A 26,467-nucleotide genomic window follows, 5' to 3' on the forward strand; every position below is an offset into this window, starting at 1 on the left:
TGCTATTGCAAAATCTGGTAGACCATATGATGAAACTTACGTTTCCATACTGCCAAGATAAATAGAAGATGGATTGAATAAAAAAAGCTCAAAGAATCAAGTTATTGAACCTATGAGCGTGGAATAATAATGTCTCAAATTAAGGAAGAATTTGTTTGTTTTTTACCTCAGTTCTTTGTTGGCATACGTTTTTTAGTTTTGTTCTCTCATTTTTTTATGATTTCGGAAGTCTTTTTAATCCGAATTTATAGACATAAATAATAAAGCCTAATATAATTAGCATACCTAACGCAGATGGAATGTATTGACTTTGTGGCTGATACTCTTCAAAAACTGTTCCTATAAACGCAGATAGCAGAGCCGAAAAAGCACTAGTCATTTTGTATATATGTTCATAAATCCAAATCCGATTTTTAGTATATTTTTTTCTTGGAATTAAATATCTTAAAAAATCGTATGAGATAACAATTAGTAAAGCACCAACTGTACTATAAATTATAATAGGTGACCATATCATCCCAATTGACTTGAAATAGTATAAGAAATAGACCAAAATCAAAAGGCTAACTATGGCAACCAGGATATCGAATTTTTTAGGGATGTTCGATTTCAACTTCAAAATTCTATATCCTGAAAAAGAAACGTAGCCACTTAATATTGTAATGACCAATAAGAATGTATTTCTTCCAAAAACCAGCACTCCTATTAATCCTGTGAAGATTACAGCAGATATAAATATTAAAAAACACCTTCCGGCTTTATTGTGGGCAACACCTCCTTTTCTACTTAATAAAGCCATTAATCCGAGCAAAAGAGCTATCGAGCCAGTTATTATGTGTATTAAAATATTTGTGTTGTGTAATGTTTGCATTTTTCCTAATTAAGTTATTTACGAACTTGTAATTCTTTGGCAATATGTGTCACTGTTTCAATTTCAAGTATTTCTGACCATTTATTATTCCGGTAAGTATATATACCCGAACCAATTCCGCTGTATGCAGGACCCTGATTCATTGGAAATACTTTCCATTTAAAGTTTACAAGTACTACATCTTTGGAAAGCATTTCTAGTGTCAGTTTGGGGATCTCCATTCTCATATCAGGAAATTGTTGAAGCACATTCTGGAAACGTTCTCGTAATGCATTTTGTCCAAAATAATTGCCATCGGTTCCATACATCTTAATCTCTGGTGCAAAATTGGTAAGAAACAAATCAAGATTTCCTTCATTCAATGCTTCAATTGAAGACAAATATAACTCTCGTACTGGATGGTTCTCTTCCTTAAGAACATCATCATTATTGGTTACTTTTTTGCTGGCGCAATTATTGAATAATATCGCACTTAATAAACTACAAAGGACTATTGTTCTCATAGGAATAAATTTTAGGTTAATATGCTGGTTGAGCATTTCAGCCCTTCCAATTAAATTCAAACGCAAGTAGCAGAATTTTAATAGGTTATGAAACGGTTTTATGGTAAGAGGTCATAAAATCAAGTGAGTTAAACCAAAAATAGGGCGAATGATTGAAGACGGTAAAGAATCTATTGAAAAATAAAAATTGTAGCAACAACTACTCAATTTTAATTATCCTTCTAATTGTGTTTGAATAACTTTTACTGCTGGTTATGGATGATAAGCCTTTTATAGAAAATTCAATGATGTATCTACCATTAATGTATGGTTTAATTTGTTTAATATGATTTTCATTTACCAGATACTTTCGATGTATTCTCGAAAATTTTTTTTCCAGTCTTCTTTCAAGGAAAAGTAAAGAATAGTCACAAAGCCTTTTTTTACCGTTCAAATCATAAACGAAAGAATAATTGTCGTAAGCTTCAAAATAGACAATTTCTTGTATAGGAATTAACAAAATATTATCACCTTGCTTTACTGGAATACTCGAGCTAATATCTGAGGATTTCAAATTCTTTTCAATGGATTTGGTGTTACTACTTTGAATTAGATGATTGTTATGAAATATACTGAAACCTAGCACTGCGGATATTACACCATTAAAAAGATACATTTTACCAGCTGAAAAAGGTTGATAAGGTTCGCTTTTAAAAATCAACGAGCGTATGACATGTTCAACTTCTGTTGCGAAAAAACCTATAATTAAAAATATACTTAACAATACAATATATAATTTCCAAACGGGATTAATATTTATTTTTAACCAAGGTTTGTTTACGGCTACTAGTACAGTGGTATATCCAATAAGAAAACTTGTAAATAGAGATTGAATAGCCCATTGAATCCAATTCAGATCGCCATTCATTATGAAATTGGCAGTCCCAATTCCCAAGCCAACTAATACAATGTATGGTAAAAATCGGTTTGCTTTTTTCAGTTCAAATTTGGTGGGAATCATTTTCAATTATTCTATTTGTATAAAATTACTAGTTCCATTCGGAATGTATGCCAACAATTGTATATAGTAACAAGTTACTATATTTCTATTTTAGGGGAAGTGCCTTAAAAATCCTACAAATTATTGATTGGTGCAAATAAAGTTTTGGTATTTGGAGGGATAAGGGTAATTAGAGATTCTTCCTTCTCGCTATGCTCGTCATCAGAATGACAAGAGAGCTTAAGGCTTTTGATTCATATACTTTTTGTATTCAAAAAAAGCTCCCCTCCCTGAGAAGGGAGGGGTGTTCCGCGACAGCGGAATGGGGAGGGTCGGGATTTATAGACTATACTTTTTCCATTGGAGCAATAATGTCCAAAATGGATATTGGTCAAAGAAATACTAGGATTCACAGTAAATGGTTTATACCGTGTGAAACGAAGCATCCATCCCTAAAACAGATTCTTCCTTCTCGCTATGCTCGTCGTCAGAATGACAAGAAAAATAGGGATTCGCAGTCAAAACTATAAATGAACCCTTACTAAATCTATAAAAAAGCCCTTTAAAAAAGGGCTTGTAGTATGTTTGAGTTAGCTGAGTATAAAACTAATGGCTATCTGGCAGCCTTGAAGCTATAGTGGTGTTGGCCCTTAAAAGTATTGTGGTTTTGCTGAACCCCGAAAATATGGTAGGGATCCTTTGCCAAATCCCTTGCGGAACGGGCAACCGGTCTTTGAAAGAATAGGTGTTCGCTATCAGTGTGCTGAGTGGGTCTTTGAAAAGGTTTCATAGAACAATGTTTTACTGTTAATACTATTTTTAAAGATTTCCGAAGGTTCAAACCTCCCGCAGGGCGTACCTTCAAAATCACGGGATCGGCAAGAATTAACTACATATCTTTCATTTTGTTATGATTGAATGTATTTAAAAAACCAATCCCTTAAGAGGATTTTAGTCTTTAAGAAAACAGAAATATCACAATGGAAAATTAGGTGCCCCAATTTTATCAAGTCTGAATTTTTGGTGACGGTTTTTTGCTAACTATATTTGGTTGTCAACTAACAGAAATAGCAAAAAAAAATCATTTCCCAAAGCTCCTAACGGAGCCATGATGCAATAGGTTGTTTTTCCGAAACAAGTTAGATGCGTCCTTGCAAATCAATCAAAAGAGCATTTAAAATGGAATCTCAGCCTAACTAAACTTAAGTTTCCTTTCAATGGCCTTGATCATTTCATTGGCGATGTCCTTCCCTGTAGCGTTTTCAATACCTTCCAGACCAGGGGAGGAATTCACCTCCAATAACAGGGGTCCTTTGTAGGAACGGATAATATCCACGCCGGCAACGGCCAAATTCAAGGCTTTGGTGGCCTTCAGTGCCAATTTTTTCTCCTCTTGGGTAATCTTGATCATGGAGGCCTTACCGCCTTGATGGATATTGGCCCTGAACTCGCCCTTTTCCGCTTGGCGCTGCATGCTGGCCACGACCTTACCATTGACCACAAAGCAACGGATATCCTGTCCGTTGGCTTCCTTAATGAATTCCTGTACCAGGATATTCGTGTTCACGCTTTTAAAGGCATTGATAACACTTTCTGCGGCCTTATTGGTCTCCGCCAACACCACGCCCTTTCCTTGCGTACTTTCCAACAGTTTGATGATCAACGGCGCACCGTTCACCATTTTGATCAAATCCTTAGTGTCCATAGGCGATTTCGCAAAACCGGTAATTGGTATATGGATATCGTTCTTGGAGAACAACTGCGATGCGAAGAGCTTGTCCCGCGATTGGGTAATGGACTCCGCGGAATTCTGGCAATAGACACCCAAATTATTGAACTGACGTATCACCGCACAGCCGTAAAAAGTCACCGCCGGTTTTATTCGAGGGATGACCGCATCAAAATCCCTTAGAATATTCCCCCCACGATACCTAATCTCGGGAGAATGGGCATCCAGTTTCATATAAGCCTGCTCCACATTTAAAAAGACAATTTCATGCCCACGGGCCTCGGCCGCTTCCATCAAGCGTTTGTTACTGTACAGGTTTGGGTTGCTTGCCAACAGACCGATCTTCAATCCCGTTTTTTCCATGTAATAGGGCTTGTACTTTTCCGTGATCTCATCTTCGCTAAACTCCTGTATCTGATAATTTACCGCAGGGTTCACGATATAACGGTCCGTCAATGCCTCCCTACCCAACAGCATTCGGAATTCCATGGTGTCCCTGTTCGCAAGCGTTAGTTCAATGTCAAAAGTGTTTTCGCCCAAGGTAACAGGGGTACGTACCACCAAACGCTCTTCTGAAATACCACTGGAGCTTTTCACCATCCGCCGGTCAATCAAACGTGCCTCACAGTTTAGGGCAATGCTACGGTTTTCCTGTAAGGGGTTCACCTCAAACTTTACCCATTCCTGGGCCCCTTTGTTCACAATTTTCAGGTTGGTCGCCTGTATGGAGGAAGTCTTGGCGCCGGAATCTACCCTGGCCTTGATGGCCGGAACGCCCAATTCCTTAAACACGCACCATTCCTCGCTACCTATAATCTTTAAATCTTCCAATGTTATTTTTTTCTTAGTTCAAAAATATCCTTACGACGGTCCCTAAGATTGCGTACCGCCCCAAATTGATTCAATTCCCGCAACAAACTGATGTCCACATTGGCAATCAGTATCATCTCCGTATTGGGAGTCGCCTCTGCCTTGATTCCGTTCGTGGGAAAGGAAAAATCACACGGGGTGAAAACCATGCTCTGTGCAAACTGTATGTCCATATTCTGCACATTGGGCAAGTTTCCCACACTACCGGCAATGGCTACGTAACATTCATTTTCTATGGCCCTGGCCTGGGCACAATTGCGAACGCGTGAATATCCGTTCTGCGTGTCCGTCAAGAAGGGCACAAAAAGGATGTCCACCCCTTCCTCTGCCAACAGCCGTGGAAGTTCAGGAAACTCTACATCATAACAGATCAGTACCCCAATCTTACCACAATCTGTATCAAAGGCCTGTAATTTGGTTCCGCCCTGCATACCCCAAACCTTGGCTTCGTCTGGGGTTACGTGCAGTTTTTCATAACGTTCCGTTGAACCGTCCCTTCTGCACAAATACCCTACGTTGTAAAGCTTGCCATCGATGACCTCTGGCATACTTCCGGCGATAATATTGATGTTATACGTGATGGAAAACTCCGAAAACTTTTGTACCAATACCTCGGTATGCTTGGCCAGTTCCCTAATGGCATCGGGGGTACTCATATGGTTGTTCCCTGCCATCAAAGGTGCATTGAAAAACTCTGGGAACAGGGCGAAATCCGACCGGTAACCCGATACGGAATCAATGAAATATTCCGCCTGTTGTAAGAGTTCGTCGATATCCTTATACGGACGCATTTGCCATTGTATCAGGCCCAACCGAACGATGGTCTTCGCCGTGGTTATCTCATCCGTAGGTTTTTGATAGTAGATATTGTCCCACTCCATGAGAATGGCAAAGTCGTTTGAATCCTTATCCCCTTCCAAATAGCCTTTCATGACCTTGGAGGGATGAAAGTCATTACTGATCTGAAAATTCAAGACAGGATCTTCGATTTCCTTATGACGCACCTTTTCTATGTACTGTTTGGGTGTAAGTTCCTTGGCGTATTTGTGATAGTTAGGCATACGCCCACCAGGAACAATAAAGACATCGATACCATAAAGCACATTGCCCTCGTCCGTATGCGTATTAAAGGTATAGTTGCCAGTAATCTTTCTGTACGTGTGCCTATTTTCGAATTTGGCATAGTCCACGATAATGGATAGGGCACAGCCCGCCAACTTTCCGTTGATCTTTATCACTACCTGTCCTTCAGGAAATTTTTTGATCAAACGATCGATTTCCTTCTCCGTCCAAGCGGCATTGTGAACATTCAGATAAGAGGTTACCATGGCCTCCTTAAGTTCCTTATAATCCTTAAGGCTTAGGTACTCCAGTTCTATATTTTCAATTTCTTCTACTTTCATGCAGTCAAATTCAGCTTTAGCCCCACGGTTCTCGATATGTAAACTCCAAGGGATTTGGAGGCGATGCACAGGTGTACAAAGTAGTCTCCAGTCCCGTGGCCAATTTAAAAAAGTATGGGTTTAGGCCAAAAGAACCCAAACCCAACATTTTAGTATGATCGATTTTATAATAAAACCTAAAGATTAGTCCTCATCATCTTCCCCATCCACCATGTCTTTGGGGTCAGGCTCAATGATTGCATCCGGATCATCATCAGCAAAATCCTCGTAGTCGTCCTCATCGTAGTTCTCCATGGTATACTCCAACTTGGCACTGATCTTCACCAAATATTTGGTATCCTCCGTTAAGACCTCCACGGCCTCTATACGCTCACCCTGTGCGTTTTTAAAGGATATGATATTACGATCATCATACCCATCTGGATAGCGCTCCACTAAAAGCTTCAAAACTTCGGGGGTCAACTTCTTAAAGTCTACAATGACTTTTTTTAAATGTGCGTTCTTGTCCATAAATAATTAATAGTCCAAAAGATAAGCAAAAATTAAAGGTGCAACAATGGTCGCATCACTTTCTATAATAAATTTTGGGGTGTCTATATCCAATTTTCCCCAGGTAATCTTTTCATTGGGCACGGCACCCGAATAGGATCCGTAACTTGTGGTACTATCGCTGATCTGGCAAAAATAGCTCCAGAAAGGCGTATCCGTACGTTCCATATCCTGATATAACATAGGCACTACACAAATGGGAAAATCTCCAGCGATACCTCCACCAATTTGGAAAAACCCGATACCATTTTTGGAATTATCGGTATACCAGTCCGCTAAAAAGGTCATGTATTCGATACCCGATTTCATGGTACGTGCCTTCAATTCTCCTTTTAGTACATAGGAGGCAAAAATATTCCCCATGGTACTGTCTTCCCAACCCGGACAGATAATGGGCAGGTTTTTTTCCGCTGCGGCATACATCCAAGAGTCCTTCAAATCTATTTCATAATACTCCTCCAAAACACCTGAAAGCAACATTTTGTACATAAACTCATGCGGTAGATAACGTTCTCCCTTATCATCTGCATCCTTCCAAATCTTGAAAATATGTTTTTGCAACCTGCGGAAGGCCTCTTCCTCTGGAATACAGGTATCCGTTACCCTATTCAAACCCTTTTCCAACAGATCCCACTCTTCTTGTGGGGTCAAATCACGATAATTTGGCACACGTTTATAATGTGAATGGGCCACCAAGTTCATGATATCCTCCTCCAGGTTGGCACCGGTGCAGGAAATGATCTGCACCTTGTCCTGGCGGATCATCTCCGCGAAAATCTTACCAAGTTCCGCCGTACTCATGGCCCCTGCCAAGGACACCAACATCTTGGCCCCATTGTTCAGTTGCTCCTCATACCCCTTGGCGGCGTCTACCAGGGCAGCGGCATTGAAGTGTAAATAATATTTTTCAATAAAATTGGAGATAGCTCCCTTATTCTTCGTCATCGTTAAATTTTAAACTGTTGTTCGATTTATAGTCCACATCATAGGTATTATCATACTCCTCATCCGCGTCCTGTCCCATAAACTTATAACTCAACATTTTATAATACAACTTTGCTGCCACAAAATCCGAGGATTTAGCGGAAGGATTTGGGCAAAGCTCTACCAAATCAAAACCTACCACGTTTTTCTCCTCAAAGACCTGCTTTAAAAACTCCAAGGTCTCGTACCATAAAAGTCCCCCTGGTTCCGGCGTTCCCGTAGATGGCATAATGGAAGGGTCCAGGGCGTCCAAATCAAAGGTAATGAAGACATTATCCGTCATCGCTTCTATGACCTTGTCCATCCAATATTCATCGGCAACCATTTCATGAGCGAAGAATGTTTTTTCTTCGTCCATAATAGTCTTCTCTATTGCATCCATGGAACGTATACCAACCTGTACCAGATTGGTGGTCTGGCTGGCTTCGTGCAGGGCACAGGCATGATTGTATTTGGTTCCTTCATAGGATTCCCGCAAATCTGCATGGGCATCTATATGCAGCACGGTGAGGTCGTCAAAACATTCATTAAAGGCACGGATCGTACCAATGGAAATGGAATGCTCCCCGCCTACCAAGGTTACAAATTTATTTCTTTTTATATAGTCCTTCGTGATTTTGTGGACTTCGTTGACCATGGCTTCGGGCGAAGTATGGCCCTCTATCGATTCTGCCAAGTAAATACCTTGTTCGTACACCTCGGTATCGGTCTCTATATCATAGCGCTCCATATTTTCGGAGGCTTCCAAAAAGGCCTTGGGTCCGTTCACCGTTCCCTTGCCCCAAGTCGTGGTACCTTCATAAGGGACCGGAATCAAAATAACCTTAGCGGTTTCCAATTGGGCGAATTTGTCAGGTATACCTGCATAATTCTTTGATGTACTCATCTGATTTAAAAATTAGAACAAATTAATTTGAAAGCTGTTTTTCAACCTTTGTTGATTTTTTCCTTTTCCCTTTTTGATAGTCCCCATACCCTAAAATTTCCAAAAGATCCTCAGCGGTCTGTTGTGGACTATATAATGTGGTTATCAATTCCCCATTTTCATCCTTATCGATCAGGATATGTTTGGGCTGCGGAATTAAGCAGTGCTGCAAGCCGCCAAAACCACCAATGGTCTCTTGATAAGCACCTGTATTAAAGAAACCTATATATAGAGGTTTATCCCTTTTATATTTTGGTAGATAGATGGCGTTCATGTTCTGCTCACTGTTGTAATAGTCATCACTATCACAGGTAAGCCCTCCCAAAAGTACCCTCTCGTACTCATCGTTCCACCGGTTAATGGGCAACATGATAAAACGCTTGTTAATGGCCCACGTATCTGGCAAGGTTGTGATAAAGGAGGAATCGATCATATTCCATTTTTCACGGTCGTTCTGTTGTTTTTGATAGAGAATCTCATAAATGGCACCGCCACTTTCCCCTACGGTAAAGCTCCCGAATTCCGTAAATATATTGGGAACAGGTACTTCGGCCTCGGTACAGGCAATATTGATTTGGTTCAGGATTTCGTCCACCATATACTGATAGTCATATTCAAAGGCCAAAGAGTTCTTTATGGGAAATCCACCACCAATATTAAGACTGTCCAAAGAAGGACAAATCTTTTTAAGCCTAACGTAGACCTTAAGACATTTCACCAATTCGTTCCAATAATAGGCGTTGTCCCTTATACCAGTATTGATGAAGAAATGAAGCATCTTAAGCTCCACTTTATCATTGTCCTTGATCTGGTTTTCGTAGAATGGCACTATATTTTTATAGCCGATACCCAATCTGGATGTATAAAATTCAAATTTTGGCTCTTCTTCCGATGCAATACGTATACCTACCTTAAAGGTGTCCTTTATGCTATCCGATAACAGTTCTATTTCCTCATAATTGTCAATGATGGGAATACAGTTGTCATGTCCATTATTGATTAGACGTGCGATATTCTCAATGTATTGTTCACGCTTAAACCCATTACAAATAATATAGGAATCATCCTTTAGCTTACCGTCCTTTTTCAATTGCTCCACAATGTTGATGTCAAAGGCCGAAGATGTTTCTATATGGATATCGTTTTTTAATGCCTCGTGCATTACGTGCTGAAAATGCGAACTTTTGGTACAATAACAGTAGTGGTACTTGCCCTTATAATCGTTCTTTTTAATAGCATTTGCGAACCAGTTCTTGGCACGCGCAATATTCTCCGATATTTTAGGTAGATATGTGAATTTTAAGGGACTTCCATATTCCTCGACCAAATCATTCAATGGAATATTGTGGAATTTCAGGTGATCACCGTCCAAGGTAAACTCATCCTGGGGGAAAAAATAGGTCTGATCAATTAAATCAATATATTTAGTATTCATGTAAGAAATTATATTCGATGTTTGAAAATACGTTTTAATATTTAATTAAATGTGCTCTTTTCATGTTAAGAAAACATGATGTATTTTCAAATCAAATAAGAATTTGTTTTTGGGTAGTAGGAATAAAAAAGTAGATGTGCTGACTCTGCACGATCGAGGGGTTAAAATAGGAAGTCAGCTTTAATATCCGGCTGCTTATCTTATAAGCCATTTTTGGGTTTGACTTCCTACTTCCCAAAAATCCGAACATAGAAACAAATTGCATTATGTTCAGCTAAAGGCAAAGCCCTTACAAAGAGATTTCTCTTATTTTATGGCACAAATGAAAACAAAAAAATTGAAAAAACAACGGTTTTGAAACAAAATACGTTCAAGGGAACAAAAAAGACCAAAGAGCTTAATTTTTTCATTTTATTAAAACCACAAACTATTTATATTCAGTATCTTATTCATTATTTTTAGGTATAAAACTTATAAGATGAAAAAAACAAAATATATAGAAAAGGTCCATTTTGTCATTTTTGCCTTGCTGGTAAGCTTGGCAAACGCCCAAATTTCTTCCGGTGTCTACCTATCCGATGAAGAAAATATCCGTCACGAACTCAAAATCGATAAGGGTTATCTCACCCATACCATTTATAAAACGAACCCCGCCGAGTTTGTAAAGACGCTTGGAGGCTTCTACTCTGCCGATAGCGAAAAGATCAAAATTAATCTTGAGTTCAATTCCGACTTTGGAAAGGACAGTCTAAAAGTGATGGAGATACCCTATTCGCTTAATGCGGATAAAATCATGCTTCAGATAGAAAAAGCCGTTACCTTACAAAAAAAGGATGCCGTGGAACAAGACTTGGATGGACAATGGCTATTTGCCACTCCAGGTCCTGATACGGGGCAGGAACGTCGCGGCGAGGAAAACCCCAGAAAAACATTGAAATTTTTGTTGGACGGTCGCTTTCAGTGGATTGCCTACCAAACAGAAACCATGGCCTTCTCCGGAACGGGCGGCGGTAGTTTTACATCGGTGGACGGGGTCTATACGGAGAACATCGAATTTTTTTCCCGTGATAACAATCGGGTAGGTGCCAATTTAGAGTTCAACTACGAAATTAAAGGGGACGATTGGCATCATACCGGCAATAATAGCAGGGGGGAGCCCATGTATGAAATATGGTCCAGAAGAAATTGATGTAATTCCTTTTGCATACAATTCACAAAAAACCCTATTTTTGCCAGCCTATTTGGCCTCGTACCTACCTAACGTTGGACAGGGTTCTGTAAATAGATAGATTTTTGGGGATATGATAAATTGATTCCCGAAAACTTTGAAAAAGTGAATATTGGCCTCGTAGTTCAATGGATAGAATAGAAGTTTCCTAAACTTTAGATGCAAGTTCGATTCTTGCCGAGGCTACAAATAAATGCATATAGATGCACCCAAGGTGTTACAACCGAAAATAAAAAAAGGACAGCTTGTTGGTCCTTTTTTTGTTGGAGTTTGTAAAGCGATAGCCATCTGTATGCATTTTCAACATGAGCTACCAAAGAACAACGTAGTTATCTCTTCCAGAGGCTTATTTTAGATATCAAGAAAATCCAAATATTGTCTATAAAAAAGGACCTCTCGACTGCGCTCGAGGTGACATAAAGATAGGATTTACGCATTATCAAATACCCGGAATATCCTAGTCAAAAATCATTAACCCTTTCCTCCACTATTCTTTAACTGGCTGTCCATACTATCCTCCGCAAATTTTCCCTGTACGCTCCAACCGCCATCCACATAGAACAATTGACCCGTCACATAACTGGATTCGTCAGAGGCCAAAAAAACGGCTGGGCCAATCATTTCTTCAGGTTCACCTGTTCTTTTCATGGGCACTACACGACCCCAATTCTCTCGGTAGTCCGGGTCCTCTTCCAAATTTCTTTCCGTGTTGATCGGTCCTGGACCAAAAGTATTGACCCTTATCTTGTAAGGTGCCAACTCAACGGCCATTTGCTTTGACATGGCCTCGATTCCCCCTTTACTAGTAGAATAGCAAATAAGGTTCTTTACGCTCAATACCGAGCAAATGGAAGATATGTTGATAATACTACCTCCATTTTTGTTCTTTTTCATCAATTTGGCAGCCTCAATGGCACAGAACAAGGTTCCCTTAATATTCAGATTGATGACCTTATCGAACAACGCTTCATCGGTATTAAAAAAATCGCTCCAACCTGTGATGCCGGCATTGTTGACCAAAATGTTCAATCGGCCATATTTTTCCTCGATATATCGGAACATATTGCGAATATTTTCCACTTTGGAGACATCGGCTGCATAGAATTCCGCCTTGCCTCCCTTGCTACTAATTCCCTCAACAACGTCCTTTGCATAGTTTGCTCCGGGCAAATCATTTATGATGACAATGGCACCTTCCGCGGCAAATCCTTCAGCGATTTCCCTCCCTATTCCTTTACCGGCACCCGTAACCAATGCAATCTTTTTATCGAGTCTCATCTTCAGCTATTTAATTTTATAAATCCACCGTCAATAGGATAGTCTGTACCTGTTATAAATGCGGCCTCATCACTACATAGATACAATGCCAAATTCGCTATTTCCTCGGGCTTTGCCATTCTACCTATAGGTTGCGTTTGCGATAATTTTTCAAACATTTCCTCTTGATTGTTTGGAAAGTTTTTGGCGAGATAGCCGTCCACAAAGGGTGTATGTACCCTGGCCGGCGAAATGGAATTACAGGTGATATTGTCCTTTATAAAATCCTTGGCCACGGTAAGGGTCATGTTTGCCACGGCCGCCTTGGACATGGAGTAGGCAAACCTATCCTGAATTCCAATGCTTGCCGCTATACTTGCCATGTTAATGATTCTACCACCACCATTTTTCTTCATGAGGGGTATGGCCGCATACAAGCAATTATAAACCCCTTTTATATTGATTTGATAAATTCGGTCTAAATCTGCTTCGGTTGTCGTCTCTGCCGTACCTATATGGGCAACCCCTGCATTATTGACCAGAATATCTATTTTTCCAATGGACTCAAAAGTGGAAATAACCTCCTGTTGATGGCTTACATCACAGGTATGTACCTGACCCTTCCCCCCATCTTTTTGAATCATGGACAATGTCCCTTGGCCTTCTTCCTCATTTATTTCTAAAATATGAACCGTTGCACCCCGTTTTGCCAAGACCACGGCTATGGCACGTCCTATTCCACTTCCTGCACCCGTAACAACGGCTATCTTATCCTTTAACCTGAACATATTTTAAAAATTGGTTATGCATTGCTACATGTTTGTTCCTGTCTGCCCAAGTCTTCTATTTCCAAGGCCACTTTATCCCCTGCCTTTAAGTACTTGGGCGGCTTCATTCCCAGACCTACCCCTGGTGGGGTCCCAGTAGAGATTACATCTCCTGCCTCAAGGGTCATGAACTGCGACAGGTAGTGTACCACATAATAACAATCGAAAATCATGGTATTGGTATTTCCGTTTTGCATCTGTTCCCCATTGACCCAAAGTTTCATTTTTAGATTATGGACATCTTCGATTTCCTCGGAAGTTGCCAAAAAAGGACCCAAAGGATTAAAGTTATCACAGGATTTTCCTTTCGTCCATTGTCCGCCCATCTCCAGTTGAAAAGCCCTTTCCGATACATCATGGGATATACAATAACCGGCAATGTAGTCCTTGGCCTCCTCAGCACTGTTCAAATATCTGGCATCCTTACCTATCACAACCCCTAATTCCACCTCCCAATCCGTTTTTTCGCTATTTCTGGGAATTAGAATATTGTCATTAGGCCCAACGACCGTGTTCGCCCCTTTTTGGAAAATAATGGGTTCCTGCGGAATTGCCATACCCGATTCGGAAGCATGGTCTGAATAGTTTAAACCGATACAGATAACCTTCCCCGGACGGGCAACACAAGACCCCAACCGAACCTTGTCATCGACCTCCGGAAACTTGGAGAATTCCAAACCACGTAGTTTTTCGAGTCCCCCATTTTGAAAAAAGGAGCGGTCCCAGTCCGTAAAGGAGCTGGATAAGTCCCTTCTGTTGCCATTAACATCCAAAATTCCCGGTTTCTCCGCTCCAGGTTTGCCAAATCGTATCAGCTTCATGCTATTTTATATTTAATTAAGTTTCATATAAAACTGTGGGCACACCTTGATAACCACATTCTTTAACTACAAATAGAGCACCTGCCGGAGGTTGTTCCTGTAATTCCCCATCGGTCAGATCCACCTTTGCCGAAGTTACAAAGAGATCTTTTAAATCCTTTCCGCCAAAGGTACAGGAAGTGATTTTTGCTACCGGAAACTTTATGCTCAATAACTTTTCTCCCGTTTTGGGATCCCAACGGGTCACCTGCCATCCGCCCCAATGGGCAATCCAAAGCATCCCTTCTGAATCCATGGTCATCCCATCCGGAAAACCTTCCTTCTCCTCTATCCTAATGACCACTCTTTTGTTTTTTATATTTCCGTTGGCCTTATCATAGTCGTAAGCTACAACGGTTTGTGTTGGGGTGTCGATAAAGTAAAAAGTTTGGTGATCTAGACTCCATTCCATACCATTTGAAATGGTGGTGTTCTTAATTTTTAAGGTGCTTTGATCATTAGAAAAGGCGTAGACCGCGCCCGTATCGGCATCTTCGGATAGGGACATACTGCCCACCCACAATCTGCCGGCAGGATCACACTTTCCATCATTGAACCTATTTCCCGGTAAATGGCTTTCAGGATTATCCACATATGTTATCTTTCCGGTTTCCCTATCTAAAAAACCGATACCCGATGTAGAAGCCAAAATAAAATTGTTGTCACAGCATACCGCAATACAGCCAACCATTTTTTTAACCGGATACATCTTGTGATTCTTTTTGCTCGGCGAATACTCGTGGATTTCCCCGTTCAAAATATCCACCCAACATATTACATTGTTTTTAGAATCCCAAACCGGTCCCTCGCCCAATTCACATTGGTGACCATGTACAACTTCTACCTCCATGATGTATGTTTCTTTCAGAAATTCTGGAATATTCAAAAGCAAGATCTTAGCTATACCTTTGATTTTTCCTTTACAAAATTCAACAGAAGGGGAATGGCCGGATACACCATGTTATGCCCGTACCCATCCAACTCCATCAATTCCACATCTGGATGGCCAATGACCTTCATCATCCTATAAAAATAGGCGGTTTCCTCATACCTGCCCAGCATTTCCAATTCCCTGTTTCCGCTAATCAACAACATGGGCGGAGCATCCTTCCGTATATGGAATAAAGGTGCAAACTCATCCACTATCGCTTGCGTACCGGCTATACCCATTTCCTTCCGGATGGTAAAATGGGTGATGGAATGCCCACTAAAGGGAATAAGTCCGGCAATTTTATTGGCGTCAATGTCATACTTGGAAAGGTAACCGGTATCCAGGCCAACCATGCTGGCCAAATAGCCTCCCGCCGAATGACCCGTTACAAAGATTTTGTTTTTGTTACCATGATATTTTTCTATGTTTTTAAAGGTCCAAGCGACCGCTGCTGCGGCATCTTCGATGTAAATAGGGTGCTGCACTTTTGGATGTAGGCGATAGTTCACGGTCACGACCATCACTCCTTGTTCCTTCAATCCATCCGGGATATGCTTTTCACCGCCTTCCAATCCACCACCATGAAACCAGACCACAACGGGAAGATCCGTTGTGTCCTTGGGATAATAGACATCCAGTTTGCAGCGCTCTTTTTGATAGTCCGTTTGTGAATCCGTTAGTCCATTATAATAGCCAATATTCTCTTCTAGGGTATAGGCCAGGTCTTGGGCCAATGCCGGAAGACCTATACACATTACCAAAATCACCAAGAAACTTCTTTTCATGCTCTACCTATATTTATTATTCCTGTATCTCCACTACCATTTCAACCTCAACGGCCATATTTCCGGGCAATGAACCCATCCCTACGGCAGCTCTTGCATGTTTTCCGTTTTCACCAAAAACTTCGACCATTAGGTCGGAATACCCATTGATTACCTTGGAATGGTCCGTAAAATCGGATGCCGCATTGACCATGCCCTTTACCTGTACCACACGCCTAACCCTGCGCAGATCCCCCAATTCTTCTTTTAGAACGGACAATTGGTTGATACCCGCTTCTCTAGCCGCATTGTAGCCTTCCTCAACCGTCAGGTCTGACCCTACTTTCCCCACTACATTTTCCCCATTTGCTTGTTTGGGTCCTTTCCCGGCCAGAAAAAGCAAATTTCCAGTTCTTACGGCATGTACATAGTTGGCCATGGGCTTTCCTATGGACCTTAATTCAATGCCTAATCGATTTAAACTCGCTTCTGGATAGTAATTCTCATCCAAAGGAAGTTTTTCTACTTCATTTTTGGGCATTTCATTTTTACAGCCCAGTACTAAACACATAAAAATGACAGTCAAAATTTGTTTCATAACCTTGATTCTAAATTATGGATTCTGCTCCAAGGTACTCTATACGTATGTAGTTTACAAATAGGAAAATGGACCGTTTTATAGCTTTTAAAAATTCACTTGCACCCCTAAGATTCTTCATTATCCTATATTAGGATACACCTAAACTATGATTTTCATAAAAAACAAGAGAAATTATCGCATTTTTATTAGCTTAGCGTGCTAACCAAAAAAACATAATAACAAAACCAACAAATATGACGAGTTCAACAGCAACTTCAAACGTAAATGCGAACAGACTGTTCTATGCCAGTTGTTTCGCCTTGATTACTACCGCCTTTTCTTTTAGTATTAGAGCTGGTATTTTACCACAATTAAGCGAAGAACTAAGCCTAACTGGAGAGCAATTAGGATTTATCAACTCTATGTGGTTTCTTGGATTTCCTTTGGCAATGATTGTAGGTGGCCTTATTTACCATAAGGTAGGAGGTAAAGCCATTATGCAATTTGCCTTTTTTGCTCATGCTCTAGGAATTGTTCTCACTATATATAGCGGAAGCTATATTGGTTTGTTGATTTCTACTTTATTTATTGGACTTGGAAACGGTTGTACCGAAGCGGCTTGTAATCCTATGATTGCAGATGCCTATCAAGGCTCGCGAATGAGTAAAATGCTTAACCGTTTTCATATGTGGTTTCCTGGAGGAATTGCAATAGGTAGCTTATTATCGAAATTCATGACTGATGGCGGTTTATCATGGCAGACTCAGATTTGGATAATTCTAGTACCAACGATTATTTATGCTTTCCTATTTTTTGGACAATCTTGGCCAAAAGCAAAAGTGGAGGAGGCAGCAACTTTAAGCGGCAATTTTAAATCAATATTCTCCCCGTTATTTCTTTTTATTGCCTTCTGTATGACATTAACCGCCATATCGGAATTTGGACCAAACCAATGGGTGGGTCTTATCTTAGATAAAAGTGGTGCAAATCCAATGATTATTCTTGCATTAACTGCTGGATTAATGGCCATAACAAGATATTTTGGTGGTGATTTTGTTAAAAAATTCGACCAATCTGGTGTACTTCTTGGTTCTGCTATTTTAGCCACTATAGGGGTATATCTTTTCAGTACCCAAACGGGTGCTATGGCTTACTTAGCTGCCATCTTTTTCGCATTTGGTATAGCATTATTTTGGCCTAATATGATTGGGTTTGTAGCGGATAAAATACCAAAAAGCGGGGCTTTAGGAATGTCTATCATAGGAGCTATTGGTATGTTCATGACCGGAGCTGTCCAACCCGTTATTGGAGGATGGATAGATAGTGATTTAGCTAAAGCGGCTAGCGAAGGTTATACGGGTGATGAGTTAGAATTAGTAGCAGGACAAATGACCTTAGAAAAACTAACACTTTTCCCCGGAGCATTAATAATTCTTTTCACGATTCTATATTTTTGGATGAAAAACAGAAAATCCGGTGAAGTGGCTACTGCCTAATATCTTATTATCAATATTAAAAAGGGACCATAGTTTTGGTCCCTTTTTTTTATGCTATTTGTTATTCTCCAGTAAAATTTCCAGTATTTCGATAGCCGCTTCACTAATTTTAGTTCCCGGACCATATATTGCAGTTACTCCTTTTTCTTGTAAGAATCGGTAATCCTGTTTTGGAATGACACCTCCCACCACGACAAGTATATCACCTCGATTATATGCCTTAAGTTCCTCAATAACGGCCGGCACCAAGGTCTTATGTCCCGCAGTCAAGGATGAGATCCCTAAAACATGTACATCATTCTCCATCGCCTGTTTGGCAACTTCCTTTGGTGTTTGGAAAAGGGAACCTATATCCACGTCAAAACCAATATCGGCATAGGCCGTAGCCACCACTTTGGCTCCGCGATCGTGTCCGTCCTGCCCCATTTTGGCCACCATAATCCGAGGTCTCCGCCCTTCTTGCTCCGCCAGTTCATCTGCCATGCGAACGGCCTTTTTAAAACTATCGTCTTGTTTGATTTCTTTGGAATACACGCCCGAAATGGTATTATTGGTCGCGGTATGCCTTCCATAAGCTTCCTCAAGTGCCTGACTGATTTCGCCCAAGGTAACCCTTGACCTTGCCGCTTCTACAGCTAAAGCTAGTAAATTATCCCGCTGTCTGTTTTCTTTAATTGAATCTTTTGCTGCACCGGTGATGCGATTCAATATACGACGTACTTCTTCTTCATTACGTTGAGCCTTCAAAGTAGTCAACCGATCTATTTGCTGGATTCGTACCTTTTCATTGTCAACCTCCAATATGCTCAGGTCATCCTCATTTTTCAATCGGTATTTATTGACCCCTACAAGAACATCTTTGCCACTATCCAAACGGGCCTGTTTTTTGGCCGCTGCCTCCTCAATCCTCATTTTGGGAATTCCTGCCTCAATCGCTTTGGTCATTCCGCCAAGTTCCTCCACCTCCTCAATAAGCTTCCAAGCCTTATGTGCCAATTCATCGGTTAAGGTTTCTAGGTAATAACTGCCTGCCCAAGGATCTACGGTCTTGGTAATTTTGGTTTCTTCCTGTAGAAACAATTGGGTTTCCCGTGCTATTCTTGCCGAAAAATCGGTTGGTAATGCTATCGCTTCATCCAAGGCATTGGTATGTAGGCTTTGCGTTCCTCCAAACACCGCAGCCATGGCCTCTATAGTGGTCCTGGCTACATTGTTGAAAGGATCTTGCTCTGTTAGGCTCCATCCACTGGTTTGACAATGGGTACGCAGCATCAATGATTTTTCATTTTTCGGACTAAACTTCTTGACCAACTTTGCCCACAACATTCTTCCGGCCCTTAACTTGGCGATTTCCATGAAATGATTCATCCCAATACCCCAAAAGAAAGAGAGCCTTGGCGCAAAATCATCGATTTTTAGACCGGCTTCCAAACCAGTCCTGATATACTCCATACCATCTGCCAAGGTATAGGCCAGTTCCATATGGGCGGGAGCACCCGCTTCGTGCATGTGATATCCGGAGATACTGATGCTATTGAACTTGGGCATGTTTTGGCTGGTATATTCGAATATATCTGCTACCAAACGCATCGATGGCGCTGGTGGGTAGATATAGGTATTGCGGACCATGAATTCCTTTAGGATATCGTTTTGGATGGTACCTGACAACTGCTCCTTGGAAAGACCTTGTTCTTCGGCAGCCACAATGTAAAAGGCCATAATAGGAATTACGGCACCGTTCATGGTCATGGAAACCGACATTTTATCCAACGGAATTCCATCGAACAACACTTTCATATCCTCCACGGAATCAATGGCAACCCCGGCCTTGCCCACATCGCCAACCACCCGTTCATGGTCACTATCATAACCTCTATGGGTAGGAAGGTCAAAGGCTACCGATAGGCCCTTTTGCCCTCCTTCCAAATTTCTTCTGTAAAATGCATTGCTCTCTTCGGCCGTTGAAAAACCGGCATACTGTCTGATGGTCCATGGTTTTTGAACATACATCGTAGCATAGGGGCCTCGTAAAAAAGGTGGCATTCCCGCTGGAAAATCCAAATGCTCCAAATCTTCAACATCGGTTTTGAAATATCTTTGTTTCAAGGAAATTTCCTCCGCGGTATTGAATTCCTTTTGGGATTTACCCGATGTGGTAAACGCTCCCCCACTTGATTTAAGCCTGATATGACCTACATCCCTTCTACTCATCCTTCAACCTTTTTTGTTCCATAGCTTCGGCCAACCGCGATTCAATAATAGGTTCAATCAAGGTTTTCCTTGGTGCAGTCTTTACAAAGGGGTACAGTTCCAAATGAGTCTTCATCGCATCGGAACCAGTTACAAATTTATTGGTGCCCACAAGCACCTCGTTCCCTTGGTTAAATTGCTCCTGTTGTTTGTTGGCTGCTTCCCCGATATTTTGCTGAACAGCTCCCGTTTTCAACTGCCTTAGGAATCCCCCTTCCTTTTCAACGGATTTAAATAAAATCAATGCCTTTTCGGCCAATTGGCGGGTGAGGGACTCAATATAGAAAGCCCCATCGGCTGCATTTTCCACCTTATCGAAGTAGGCCTCCTCCTTTAAGATCAATAGCTGGTTTAAGGCGATACGGCTGGAAAAAGCATTGTCCTTATGGTATATTTTATCATAGGGATGATTAAAAACCACCTGCGCACCACCCAAAATCGCTGCCATGGATTCGGCCGCGGTTCGTACCATGTTCATATTATAGTCGTAGAGGGTCTTGTTCCTTCGGGAAGGTTCGGCGACTATGAGGCAATCCATCTTGATATCATAATCTTCCATCAAGGTAGTCCAAAGTAGCCGTAGCGCCCTCAATTTGGCTATCTCAAAAAAATAATTGCCTCCAATGGCCACTTTCAAATTGATTTTTCCCAAGCTTTTTAAAAGGCCCTTGTCATTCAAATGCTGCACATATTCATGGGCATGGGCAAGACCATAGCCAAGTTGTTGCACAATATCCGCCCCGGCATTTTCATACAACGTGGTGTCAACGCTCAAAAGGTTATCGGCTTCGGTTTTTAAAAGTCGCTCTAGAATTTCATGATCTTTTGTTAGGTTGTGAAACCAATTTCCCGTGCGTGCCAAATTTCCTATAATATCGATATGTAAATGAACATTCGATCTTAAATTACCAGCGGACTTGAGCAGTGACTCTACATAAGAAGCCGATAGGAAGGAAAAATGGAAGGATACTGGAATCTTTTGCAAGTCTATGTCCTTGAGTAGGGCATCAAACTGAACTTCTTCATTGGGAACACTAAAATGAAAGGTTTCCACACCCCTTTCCAAAAACTTAAGGGCTCTTTTGTTCGCCTTTTCAGGCACCCCGGCATATATCAACTGCCCTATTTTCCAAGTCTTTTCGGAATCCGTTGAGAGGCAAGGTTCCCCCAAGTCTTCCCTGTGATAAAAGGGTTTTACATGGATTCCCTCCCTGGATTTCCATACCAATTCCTCATTATAGTCGGCTCCCTTTAAGTCATACTGGATTTTCTGCTTCCATGCTTTGGCGGAAACGGAAGGAAATTCTTCGAAAAGAGGTGCTGCTTTTTTCTTTGACATCACTCAATCATCTCAATGGGTGCTTACTCAAAGATACAATAAGAAAAAAGGTTTGACGACAGCAAATATCTATTAGGTGTTGACCCAGTTTTTAAAGGCGGTGGCCTTTGCCTTGCTCACTACCACCTTTTCCTCACAAGAAGGTGTGAGGGTTACAATCAGCTTACCATTAAAATAGTACTTGATACTCTCCAATGCATCCTTTTTTACAATAAACTGCCTATTGATCCTATAAAACTTGGAAGGATCCAATTCTTCTTCAATTTCTTCCAATTTGTTGTCCATGACATAGGATTGATTATCCAAGGTAATGCCTTTAACAATGCCCGTGTCAATTCTAAAATAGGCGATGTTATCCGTTTTTAATGGGATGAGCTGATCCCGATGGCTCACCAAAAATGTCGCCCGATACTTTCTGGCGCCACCCCCGATCAAGTTTAGCAGGCTGTCTATTTGTTGCTTATCTATACCCTTGTCCGGCGTCCTGCTTTTGAACTTTTTTATCGCTTCGGAAAGCTCCTCTTCATCGATAGGTTTTAAGAGGTAATCTATACTGTTTACCTTAAAGGCCTTGAGTGCATATTGGTCATAGGCCGTGGTAAAAATAATGGGCGTAGTAACCTCTACTTTTTCAAAAATTTCAAAGGAAAGTCCGTCCGCCAGATGGATGTCCATAAAAATAAGGGATGCCTTGTAGGGTCTGGATAAAAAATCCACCGCATCGGTCACGGATTCCAGGACCTTTTCCACTTCAATGGTTTCATCCATGGATTGAAGCAAATAGGCCAAGTTTTCACTGGCCGCCAATTCGTCCTCTACGATGATTACTTGCACACTTTTACAATTTGGTTACTATATTGGTTTTGAACATTTGTTTCTATCTCAATTAAAATGTGTAAATGCCAAGTCCTAATTTTATCCTAAACACATGCTATTCTTCAGCAATGATTCTACACTTTTGTCCTTCCGTTCATTTTTCCTTGATGAAAAACGAACCAAAAAATCAAGTCGGGCCAAGGAAATTGCTACGCACCGTCCCCTTTCGGGACTACATGCGTTGTACCCTTCACCGCACTTCCGTCCCTTCGGTGCCTATTTCTGTGTCCCGACCCAGCCACCAAGAGACTCCCAGTACACCTGAAGGAGTCACGTTTTTAAGGGCAAAATCACCTTTGGCGATTTTTTCAGGTATAGTAAAAAAGAACCAAACTTAGTTATATCTACACACAACAAGATATGACCAAATATTTTCTCTTGTATAGGTATGTAGCTTACCCTAACAAATCCCTCGATGAGGCTTCATGCTTCTTTTGCCAAAGGTAGCTCCACACTGAAAATATCATTGTCCTGCCGAATGGTAAGGTCCTGTTTTAAAAGCAAGGCATAACGTTTTTTCAAATTTATCAATCCGTTCTTTGTTCCATCCGCCAAATTCGTCCTAGGCCTGATACCGTTCTCTACAAAAATAGACCCGTTCCTTTGAACGATGTCCACTTTGAGCGGGTGCGAAGCGGATATCTCATTGTGCTTTACCGCATTCTCTACCAACAGTTGAAGGGCCATGGGCGGCAATTTTTCATCCAGATACGCCTCGTTGATCTCTATATTCAGTTTAAACCGATCCCTGTACCGCGTTTCAATAAGATAGGCATAACTTTCCAAAAATTTCAATTCTTCCTTAACGGCCACCAAGTTGGAGTCCCCGCTTTGAAGGATATATCGGTACATATGGGAAAGTTTGTTCACAAACTGTGTTGCCGGTTTATTGTCCCTGATCAATGAGGTAAGCGAGTTTAAGGAATTGAACAGAAAATGGGGATCAATCTGATTTTTTAAAGCGGCCAACTCGCTCTGCAAATTCTGCTGTTTAAGCCGTTCGTTCTCCAATTTGCTTTCCTGTTGGTCTGTCTGCAAGCGCAATACCCTCGCAATAAAGAAAAGGACCACCATCAATACCGTATAATTGAAATTACTGAAACCCCTGGCCCTATCATCCATTTCCTGACCGGTAATAAAAGGAAACAAATAATTGAAGAGGTTTAGAAACAGTATTAGAATGAGGATGTTAACGAGTATCGATAACATGACCCTAAGTCTGGGGGATTCCTTAAAATATAAGTATACGGTATTCGTATTGAACTGCAGCATGATCCAAGAGAAAACCACAAAAAACACATATCTTCCTAAAAAGTCTATCAACAGGTCCCCGGAAAGTTCCAGGTTGCCATCGGATAACATATTATAAATATAAATGGACCTTGGTAGGGATATCAACAAGGCCAAAAGCAAAGAGATCTTCAGAATCTGACCTATTTTAACGGGCTTTAGCATGATACTATATTGCATGAATCGTATGGTTTCAAATGTACATTAATTTTGGTTGGTTGGGCACAAAGAGGTTATTCATGGAGCATAGGCCCCCAAGTTAATGAAGGCCTATTAAAAGGAGCTAACTAACAACAATCAACCACCTATTTCGCATATGCGTCAAAATTTTCCGGAAGATATTTGGACACGTCAAAACCTAAATGCACTTCTTCCTCGGCTTCTAAAACGACAATATCCTTTACATCCAATTCCATTCCTTCATAGGCATTAAAACCTAAAGGCAGGTATTGCGAAGTATCAAAGCCTAAATCCACTTCTTCCTCAATCTTCAAGACAACAATCTCGCTGGCATCCAAATTGGCGGACTCCATAGCAATTTGCAAACCTTCTGCAAAGGGATTGTATTTGGCCTTATGCGGATCGTGATTTGTATCCACACAATTAGGATTGGCTTTCGCCGAAATCAATAAAACTCCCAAAATTGCCGTTCCTAGTAAAACACTTAATTTATTCATGATATTTATTTTTAATTATAAAACTTTTTTTGAATCATTTACAGGACAAATGTAGGGCTGAAGTATTGCCCATTGGGAAATAGTAAAGTGAAGTGACTGAAAATCAACTTGAACCTGCTTCGATCTAAAATGAAGTAAACAGGAATACTCGAATTCAAGTAAATAATGGCACTTGAATTTAGTAAAATGAGAAATCTCTATAAGATATTACGGGCAGTAAATACTGCCCGTAATAGTATTTCGAATATGATTTTTTAAAAAACTAAGAGGTTAATGCAACGAATTAAACCTATATGGATTTTTGGGAAAATTCTCCATCTACCAATCTCCAGATATGTAAAGGATTGTCGTTTTTAAGTTCAACGGGAAGCAGACTTTCTGGATAATCCTGATAGCAAACTGGCCTAACGAACCTTTTAATTGCATTGGTTCCTACGGATGTGGAACTTGGAGCCGTTGTAGCGGGAAATGGCCCGCCATGGACCATGGAATGGCAGACTTCCACCCCCGTTGGGTAACCGTTTACCAAAACTCGCCCAACTTTCTGCTCAAGAATTTCAAACAGCTCGGCATAGTTCTCCAAATCTTCTTCCGTGGCGTGGACGGTAGCCGTTAGGTGACCTTCCAGTTCACGTGCAGCCTTTAAAAGATCCTCTCGTGTGGCAGCTTCCACTACAATGGAAGAAGGACCAAAATTTTCTTCGGAGAGTTTGCTATTTTTCAGATATGTGTCCATTGTCGTCTTAAAGACTTTGGAACTGACCCCAATGTTGTCAGTAGGCAATTTACCCTCACCTATAATTTCCAAATCTTGGGTAGCGGACAGCTCATCCAAGCCTTTTTTGTATGCCGATTGAATACCTGCCGTAAGCATGGTGGCCGCCTCCGTGGATTTAATCTGATCGGAAAGGACCTCCAAGAATTCATTGGACCTCTCCCCTTTTGGGTAGAAACTAAGCCCGGGATTGGTACAAAATTGGCCTACACCCATATTCAAGGAATTGGAATAACCTTGCGCCAATTGTGATGCCCTCTCTTTTAGTGCCCCTGGCAAAATGAACATAGGGTTTGTGCTTCCCATTTCAGAAAAGACGGGAATTGGAACGGGCCTGGAATTTGCATAATTGAAAATCGCCATACCTCCATTATACGAACCCGTAAAACCTACCGCTTTAATATCCTCATGTTTGACCAGGTTTTCGCCGACTTCAATAGCCGTTCCCTGAACCATGGAGAAAACACCTTCTGGCAACCCGATTTTTTTGATGGCCTTCTGGATGGCACCGGTAATCAGTTCCGTCGTTCCCGGGTGTGCCGGATGACCTTTATAGACCACAGGACAACCTGCGGCCAAAGCCGAAGCCGTATCCCCTCCTGCCGTTGAAAACGCCAATGGAAAATTACTGGCCCCAAAGACCGCTACCGGCCCTAACGGTATCAACATATGCCGTATATCCGATTTTGGCAAGGGTTCCCTATTGGGTTGGGCCAAATCTATACGGGCATCTACCCAAGAACCTTCCCTTACAACACTGGCAAACAATCGTAACTGGTTCATGGTCCTTCCCCGTTCCCCTGTGAGTCGGCCCAAAGGCAATGCGGTTTCCAAGTGACAGCGTTCCAATAAAGCGTCCCCTAACGCGAGGATTTCATTGGCAATTTCTTCAAGAAATTCTGCCTTTGTCTCGTTGTCCAACTTCCTATACACCTGAAAAGCCGTGGCGGCATTTTTGGCCGCTTGGTCCACATCTTTCCATGTTGAATTTTTGAATTCGCCTTCCAATTGTTCCCCGGTCGCCGGGTTTATTGCCTGATAATAGATTGTTTCTTTACTCATTTGTTGT

General features: G+C 41.2%; 24 protein-coding genes and 1 tRNA gene. 3 read left to right on the top strand and 22 right to left on the bottom strand.

The window, feature by feature from the left end; all coding sequences use genetic code 11:
• Positions 1 to 214: 214 nt before the first annotated feature.
• The 10 genes from BFP75_RS14165 to BFP75_RS14210 form a co-directional block, all read right to left on the bottom strand.
• Positions 215 to 871: a hypothetical protein gene (locus tag BFP75_RS14165; RefSeq protein WP_123803478.1), complete on the bottom strand. Its 657-nt coding sequence runs from the start codon at positions 869 to 871 to the stop codon at positions 215 to 217.
• A 14-nt stretch (positions 872 to 885) separates the two neighbouring features.
• A complete protein-coding gene (locus BFP75_RS14170; RefSeq protein WP_165776608.1) occupies positions 886 to 1,374 on the bottom strand; it encodes a YybH family protein in 489 nt (162 codons plus the stop codon).
• 199 nt (positions 1,375 to 1,573) lie between these two features.
• Positions 1,574 to 2,374, bottom strand: coding sequence for a LytR/AlgR family response regulator transcription factor (locus BFP75_RS14175; protein ID WP_099546025.1), 801 nt, complete (start codon positions 2,372 to 2,374; stop codon positions 1,574 to 1,576).
• Positions 2,375 to 2,966: 592 nt separating this feature from the next.
• The gene (locus tag BFP75_RS21905) at positions 2,967 to 3,143 is read right to left on the bottom strand and encodes a hypothetical protein (RefSeq protein WP_165776609.1); all 177 of its coding nucleotides are present in this window, start codon (positions 3,141 to 3,143) and stop codon (positions 2,967 to 2,969) included.
• A gap of 402 nt (positions 3,144 to 3,545) precedes the next feature.
• Entirely contained in the window at positions 3,546 to 4,913 is a 1,368-nt protein-coding gene (gene rimK, locus BFP75_RS14185) for a 30S ribosomal protein S6--L-glutamate ligase (RefSeq protein WP_099546027.1), read from the bottom strand.
• A gap of 2 nt (positions 4,914 to 4,915) precedes the next feature.
• Positions 4,916 to 6,355 (bottom strand): carbon-nitrogen hydrolase family protein, encoded by a 1,440-nt coding sequence (locus BFP75_RS14190; RefSeq protein WP_099546028.1) that lies wholly within the window; start codon positions 6,353 to 6,355, stop codon positions 4,916 to 4,918.
• A gap of 183 nt (positions 6,356 to 6,538) precedes the next feature.
• On the bottom strand, positions 6,539 to 6,865 hold the full coding sequence (locus BFP75_RS14195) for a hypothetical protein (protein WP_099546029.1): 327 nt from the start codon (positions 6,863 to 6,865) through the stop codon (positions 6,539 to 6,541).
• 6 nt (positions 6,866 to 6,871) lie between these two features.
• Positions 6,872 to 7,849 carry a deoxyhypusine synthase family protein gene (locus tag BFP75_RS14200; protein ID WP_099546030.1) on the bottom strand — a complete coding sequence of 326 codons (978 nt, stop codon included), beginning with the start codon at positions 7,847 to 7,849 and terminating at the stop codon, positions 6,872 to 6,874.
• Positions 7,836 to 8,774 (bottom strand): agmatinase, encoded by a 939-nt coding sequence (speB, locus tag BFP75_RS14205; protein ID WP_099546031.1) that lies wholly within the window; start codon positions 8,772 to 8,774, stop codon positions 7,836 to 7,838. Before speB ends, BFP75_RS14200 begins: the two co-directional genes overlap by 14 nt.
• A gap of 22 nt (positions 8,775 to 8,796) precedes the next feature.
• A complete protein-coding gene (locus BFP75_RS14210; RefSeq protein WP_099546032.1) occupies positions 8,797 to 10,248 on the bottom strand; it encodes an arginine decarboxylase in 1,452 nt (483 codons plus the stop codon).
• A 478-nt stretch (positions 10,249 to 10,726) separates the two neighbouring features.
• On the opposite strand from BFP75_RS14210, the gene BFP75_RS14215 reads away from it, so the two are divergent.
• The gene (locus BFP75_RS14215; protein ID WP_240531800.1) at positions 10,727 to 11,437 is read left to right on the top strand and encodes a DUF4488 domain-containing protein; all 711 of its coding nucleotides are present in this window, start codon (positions 10,727 to 10,729) and stop codon (positions 11,435 to 11,437) included.
• Between the two features lie 153 nt (positions 11,438 to 11,590).
• Positions 11,591 to 11,662: transfer RNA gene (locus tag BFP75_RS14220), tRNA-Arg, on the top strand.
• Positions 11,663 to 11,947: 285 nt separating this feature from the next.
• On the opposite strand, the gene BFP75_RS14225 is transcribed toward BFP75_RS14220, so the two are convergent.
• Genes BFP75_RS14225 through BFP75_RS14250 form a run of 6 tightly spaced genes read right to left on the bottom strand, consistent with a single transcriptional unit; the run spans position 11,948 to position 16,713 of the window.
• Entirely contained in the window at positions 11,948 to 12,754 is an 807-nt protein-coding gene (locus tag BFP75_RS14225) for an SDR family NAD(P)-dependent oxidoreductase (RefSeq protein WP_099546033.1), read from the bottom strand.
• Positions 12,755 to 12,756: 2 nt separating this feature from the next.
• Positions 12,757 to 13,521, bottom strand: a complete 765-nt coding sequence (locus tag BFP75_RS14230; RefSeq protein ID WP_099546034.1) for an SDR family NAD(P)-dependent oxidoreductase — start codon at positions 13,519 to 13,521, stop codon at positions 12,757 to 12,759.
• A gap of 14 nt (positions 13,522 to 13,535) precedes the next feature.
• Positions 13,536 to 14,381 (bottom strand): fumarylacetoacetate hydrolase family protein, encoded by an 846-nt coding sequence (locus BFP75_RS14235; protein ID WP_099546035.1) that lies wholly within the window; start codon positions 14,379 to 14,381, stop codon positions 13,536 to 13,538.
• A 16-nt stretch (positions 14,382 to 14,397) separates the two neighbouring features.
• Positions 14,398 to 15,270, bottom strand: a complete 873-nt coding sequence (locus BFP75_RS14240) for an SMP-30/gluconolactonase/LRE family protein (protein ID WP_099546179.1) — start codon at positions 15,268 to 15,270, stop codon at positions 14,398 to 14,400.
• A 50-nt stretch (positions 15,271 to 15,320) separates the two neighbouring features.
• Positions 15,321 to 16,136: an alpha/beta hydrolase gene (locus BFP75_RS14245; RefSeq protein WP_099546036.1), complete on the bottom strand. Its 816-nt coding sequence runs from the start codon at positions 16,134 to 16,136 to the stop codon at positions 15,321 to 15,323.
• 16 nt (positions 16,137 to 16,152) lie between these two features.
• Positions 16,153 to 16,713 carry a RidA family protein gene (locus BFP75_RS14250; RefSeq protein WP_099546037.1) on the bottom strand — a complete coding sequence of 187 codons (561 nt, stop codon included), beginning with the start codon at positions 16,711 to 16,713 and terminating at the stop codon, positions 16,153 to 16,155.
• 236 nt (positions 16,714 to 16,949) lie between these two features.
• Here BFP75_RS14250 and BFP75_RS14255 point away from each other — a divergent pair, with 236 nt between their 5' ends.
• Positions 16,950 to 18,191, top strand: coding sequence for an MFS transporter (locus BFP75_RS14255; RefSeq protein WP_099546038.1), 1,242 nt, complete (start codon positions 16,950 to 16,952; stop codon positions 18,189 to 18,191).
• Positions 18,192 to 18,245: 54 nt separating this feature from the next.
• Here BFP75_RS14255 and scpA read toward each other — a convergent pair whose 3' ends face one another.
• From scpA to BFP75_RS14285, 6 genes are all read right to left on the bottom strand, one after another.
• Positions 18,246 to 20,402, bottom strand: coding sequence for a methylmalonyl-CoA mutase (scpA, locus tag BFP75_RS14260; protein ID WP_099546039.1), 2,157 nt, complete (start codon positions 20,400 to 20,402; stop codon positions 18,246 to 18,248).
• Entirely contained in the window at positions 20,395 to 21,780 is a 1,386-nt protein-coding gene (locus BFP75_RS14265) for a methylmalonyl-CoA mutase subunit beta (protein WP_099546040.1), read from the bottom strand. Before BFP75_RS14265 ends, scpA begins: the two co-directional genes overlap by 8 nt.
• A 72-nt stretch (positions 21,781 to 21,852) precedes the next feature.
• A complete protein-coding gene (locus BFP75_RS14270; protein WP_099546041.1) occupies positions 21,853 to 22,614 on the bottom strand; it encodes a LytR/AlgR family response regulator transcription factor in 762 nt (253 codons plus the stop codon).
• A 465-nt stretch (positions 22,615 to 23,079) separates the two neighbouring features.
• Positions 23,080 to 24,126, bottom strand: a complete 1,047-nt coding sequence (locus BFP75_RS14275) for a sensor histidine kinase (RefSeq protein ID WP_099546042.1) — start codon at positions 24,124 to 24,126, stop codon at positions 23,080 to 23,082.
• Positions 24,127 to 24,251: 125 nt separating this feature from the next.
• Positions 24,252 to 24,623, bottom strand: coding sequence for a hypothetical protein (locus BFP75_RS14280; protein ID WP_099546043.1), 372 nt, complete (start codon positions 24,621 to 24,623; stop codon positions 24,252 to 24,254).
• Positions 24,624 to 24,912: 289 nt separating this feature from the next.
• Complete coding sequence (locus BFP75_RS14285; protein WP_099546044.1) at positions 24,913 to 26,460, bottom strand: aldehyde dehydrogenase (NADP(+)); 1,548 nt, start codon at positions 26,458 to 26,460, stop codon at positions 24,913 to 24,915.
• Between the last annotated feature and the right edge of the window lie 7 nt (positions 26,461 to 26,467).

This window comes from Maribacter sp. 4G9, from assembly GCF_002742265.1.
Classification (GTDB): domain Bacteria; phylum Bacteroidota; class Bacteroidia; order Flavobacteriales; family Flavobacteriaceae; genus Maribacter.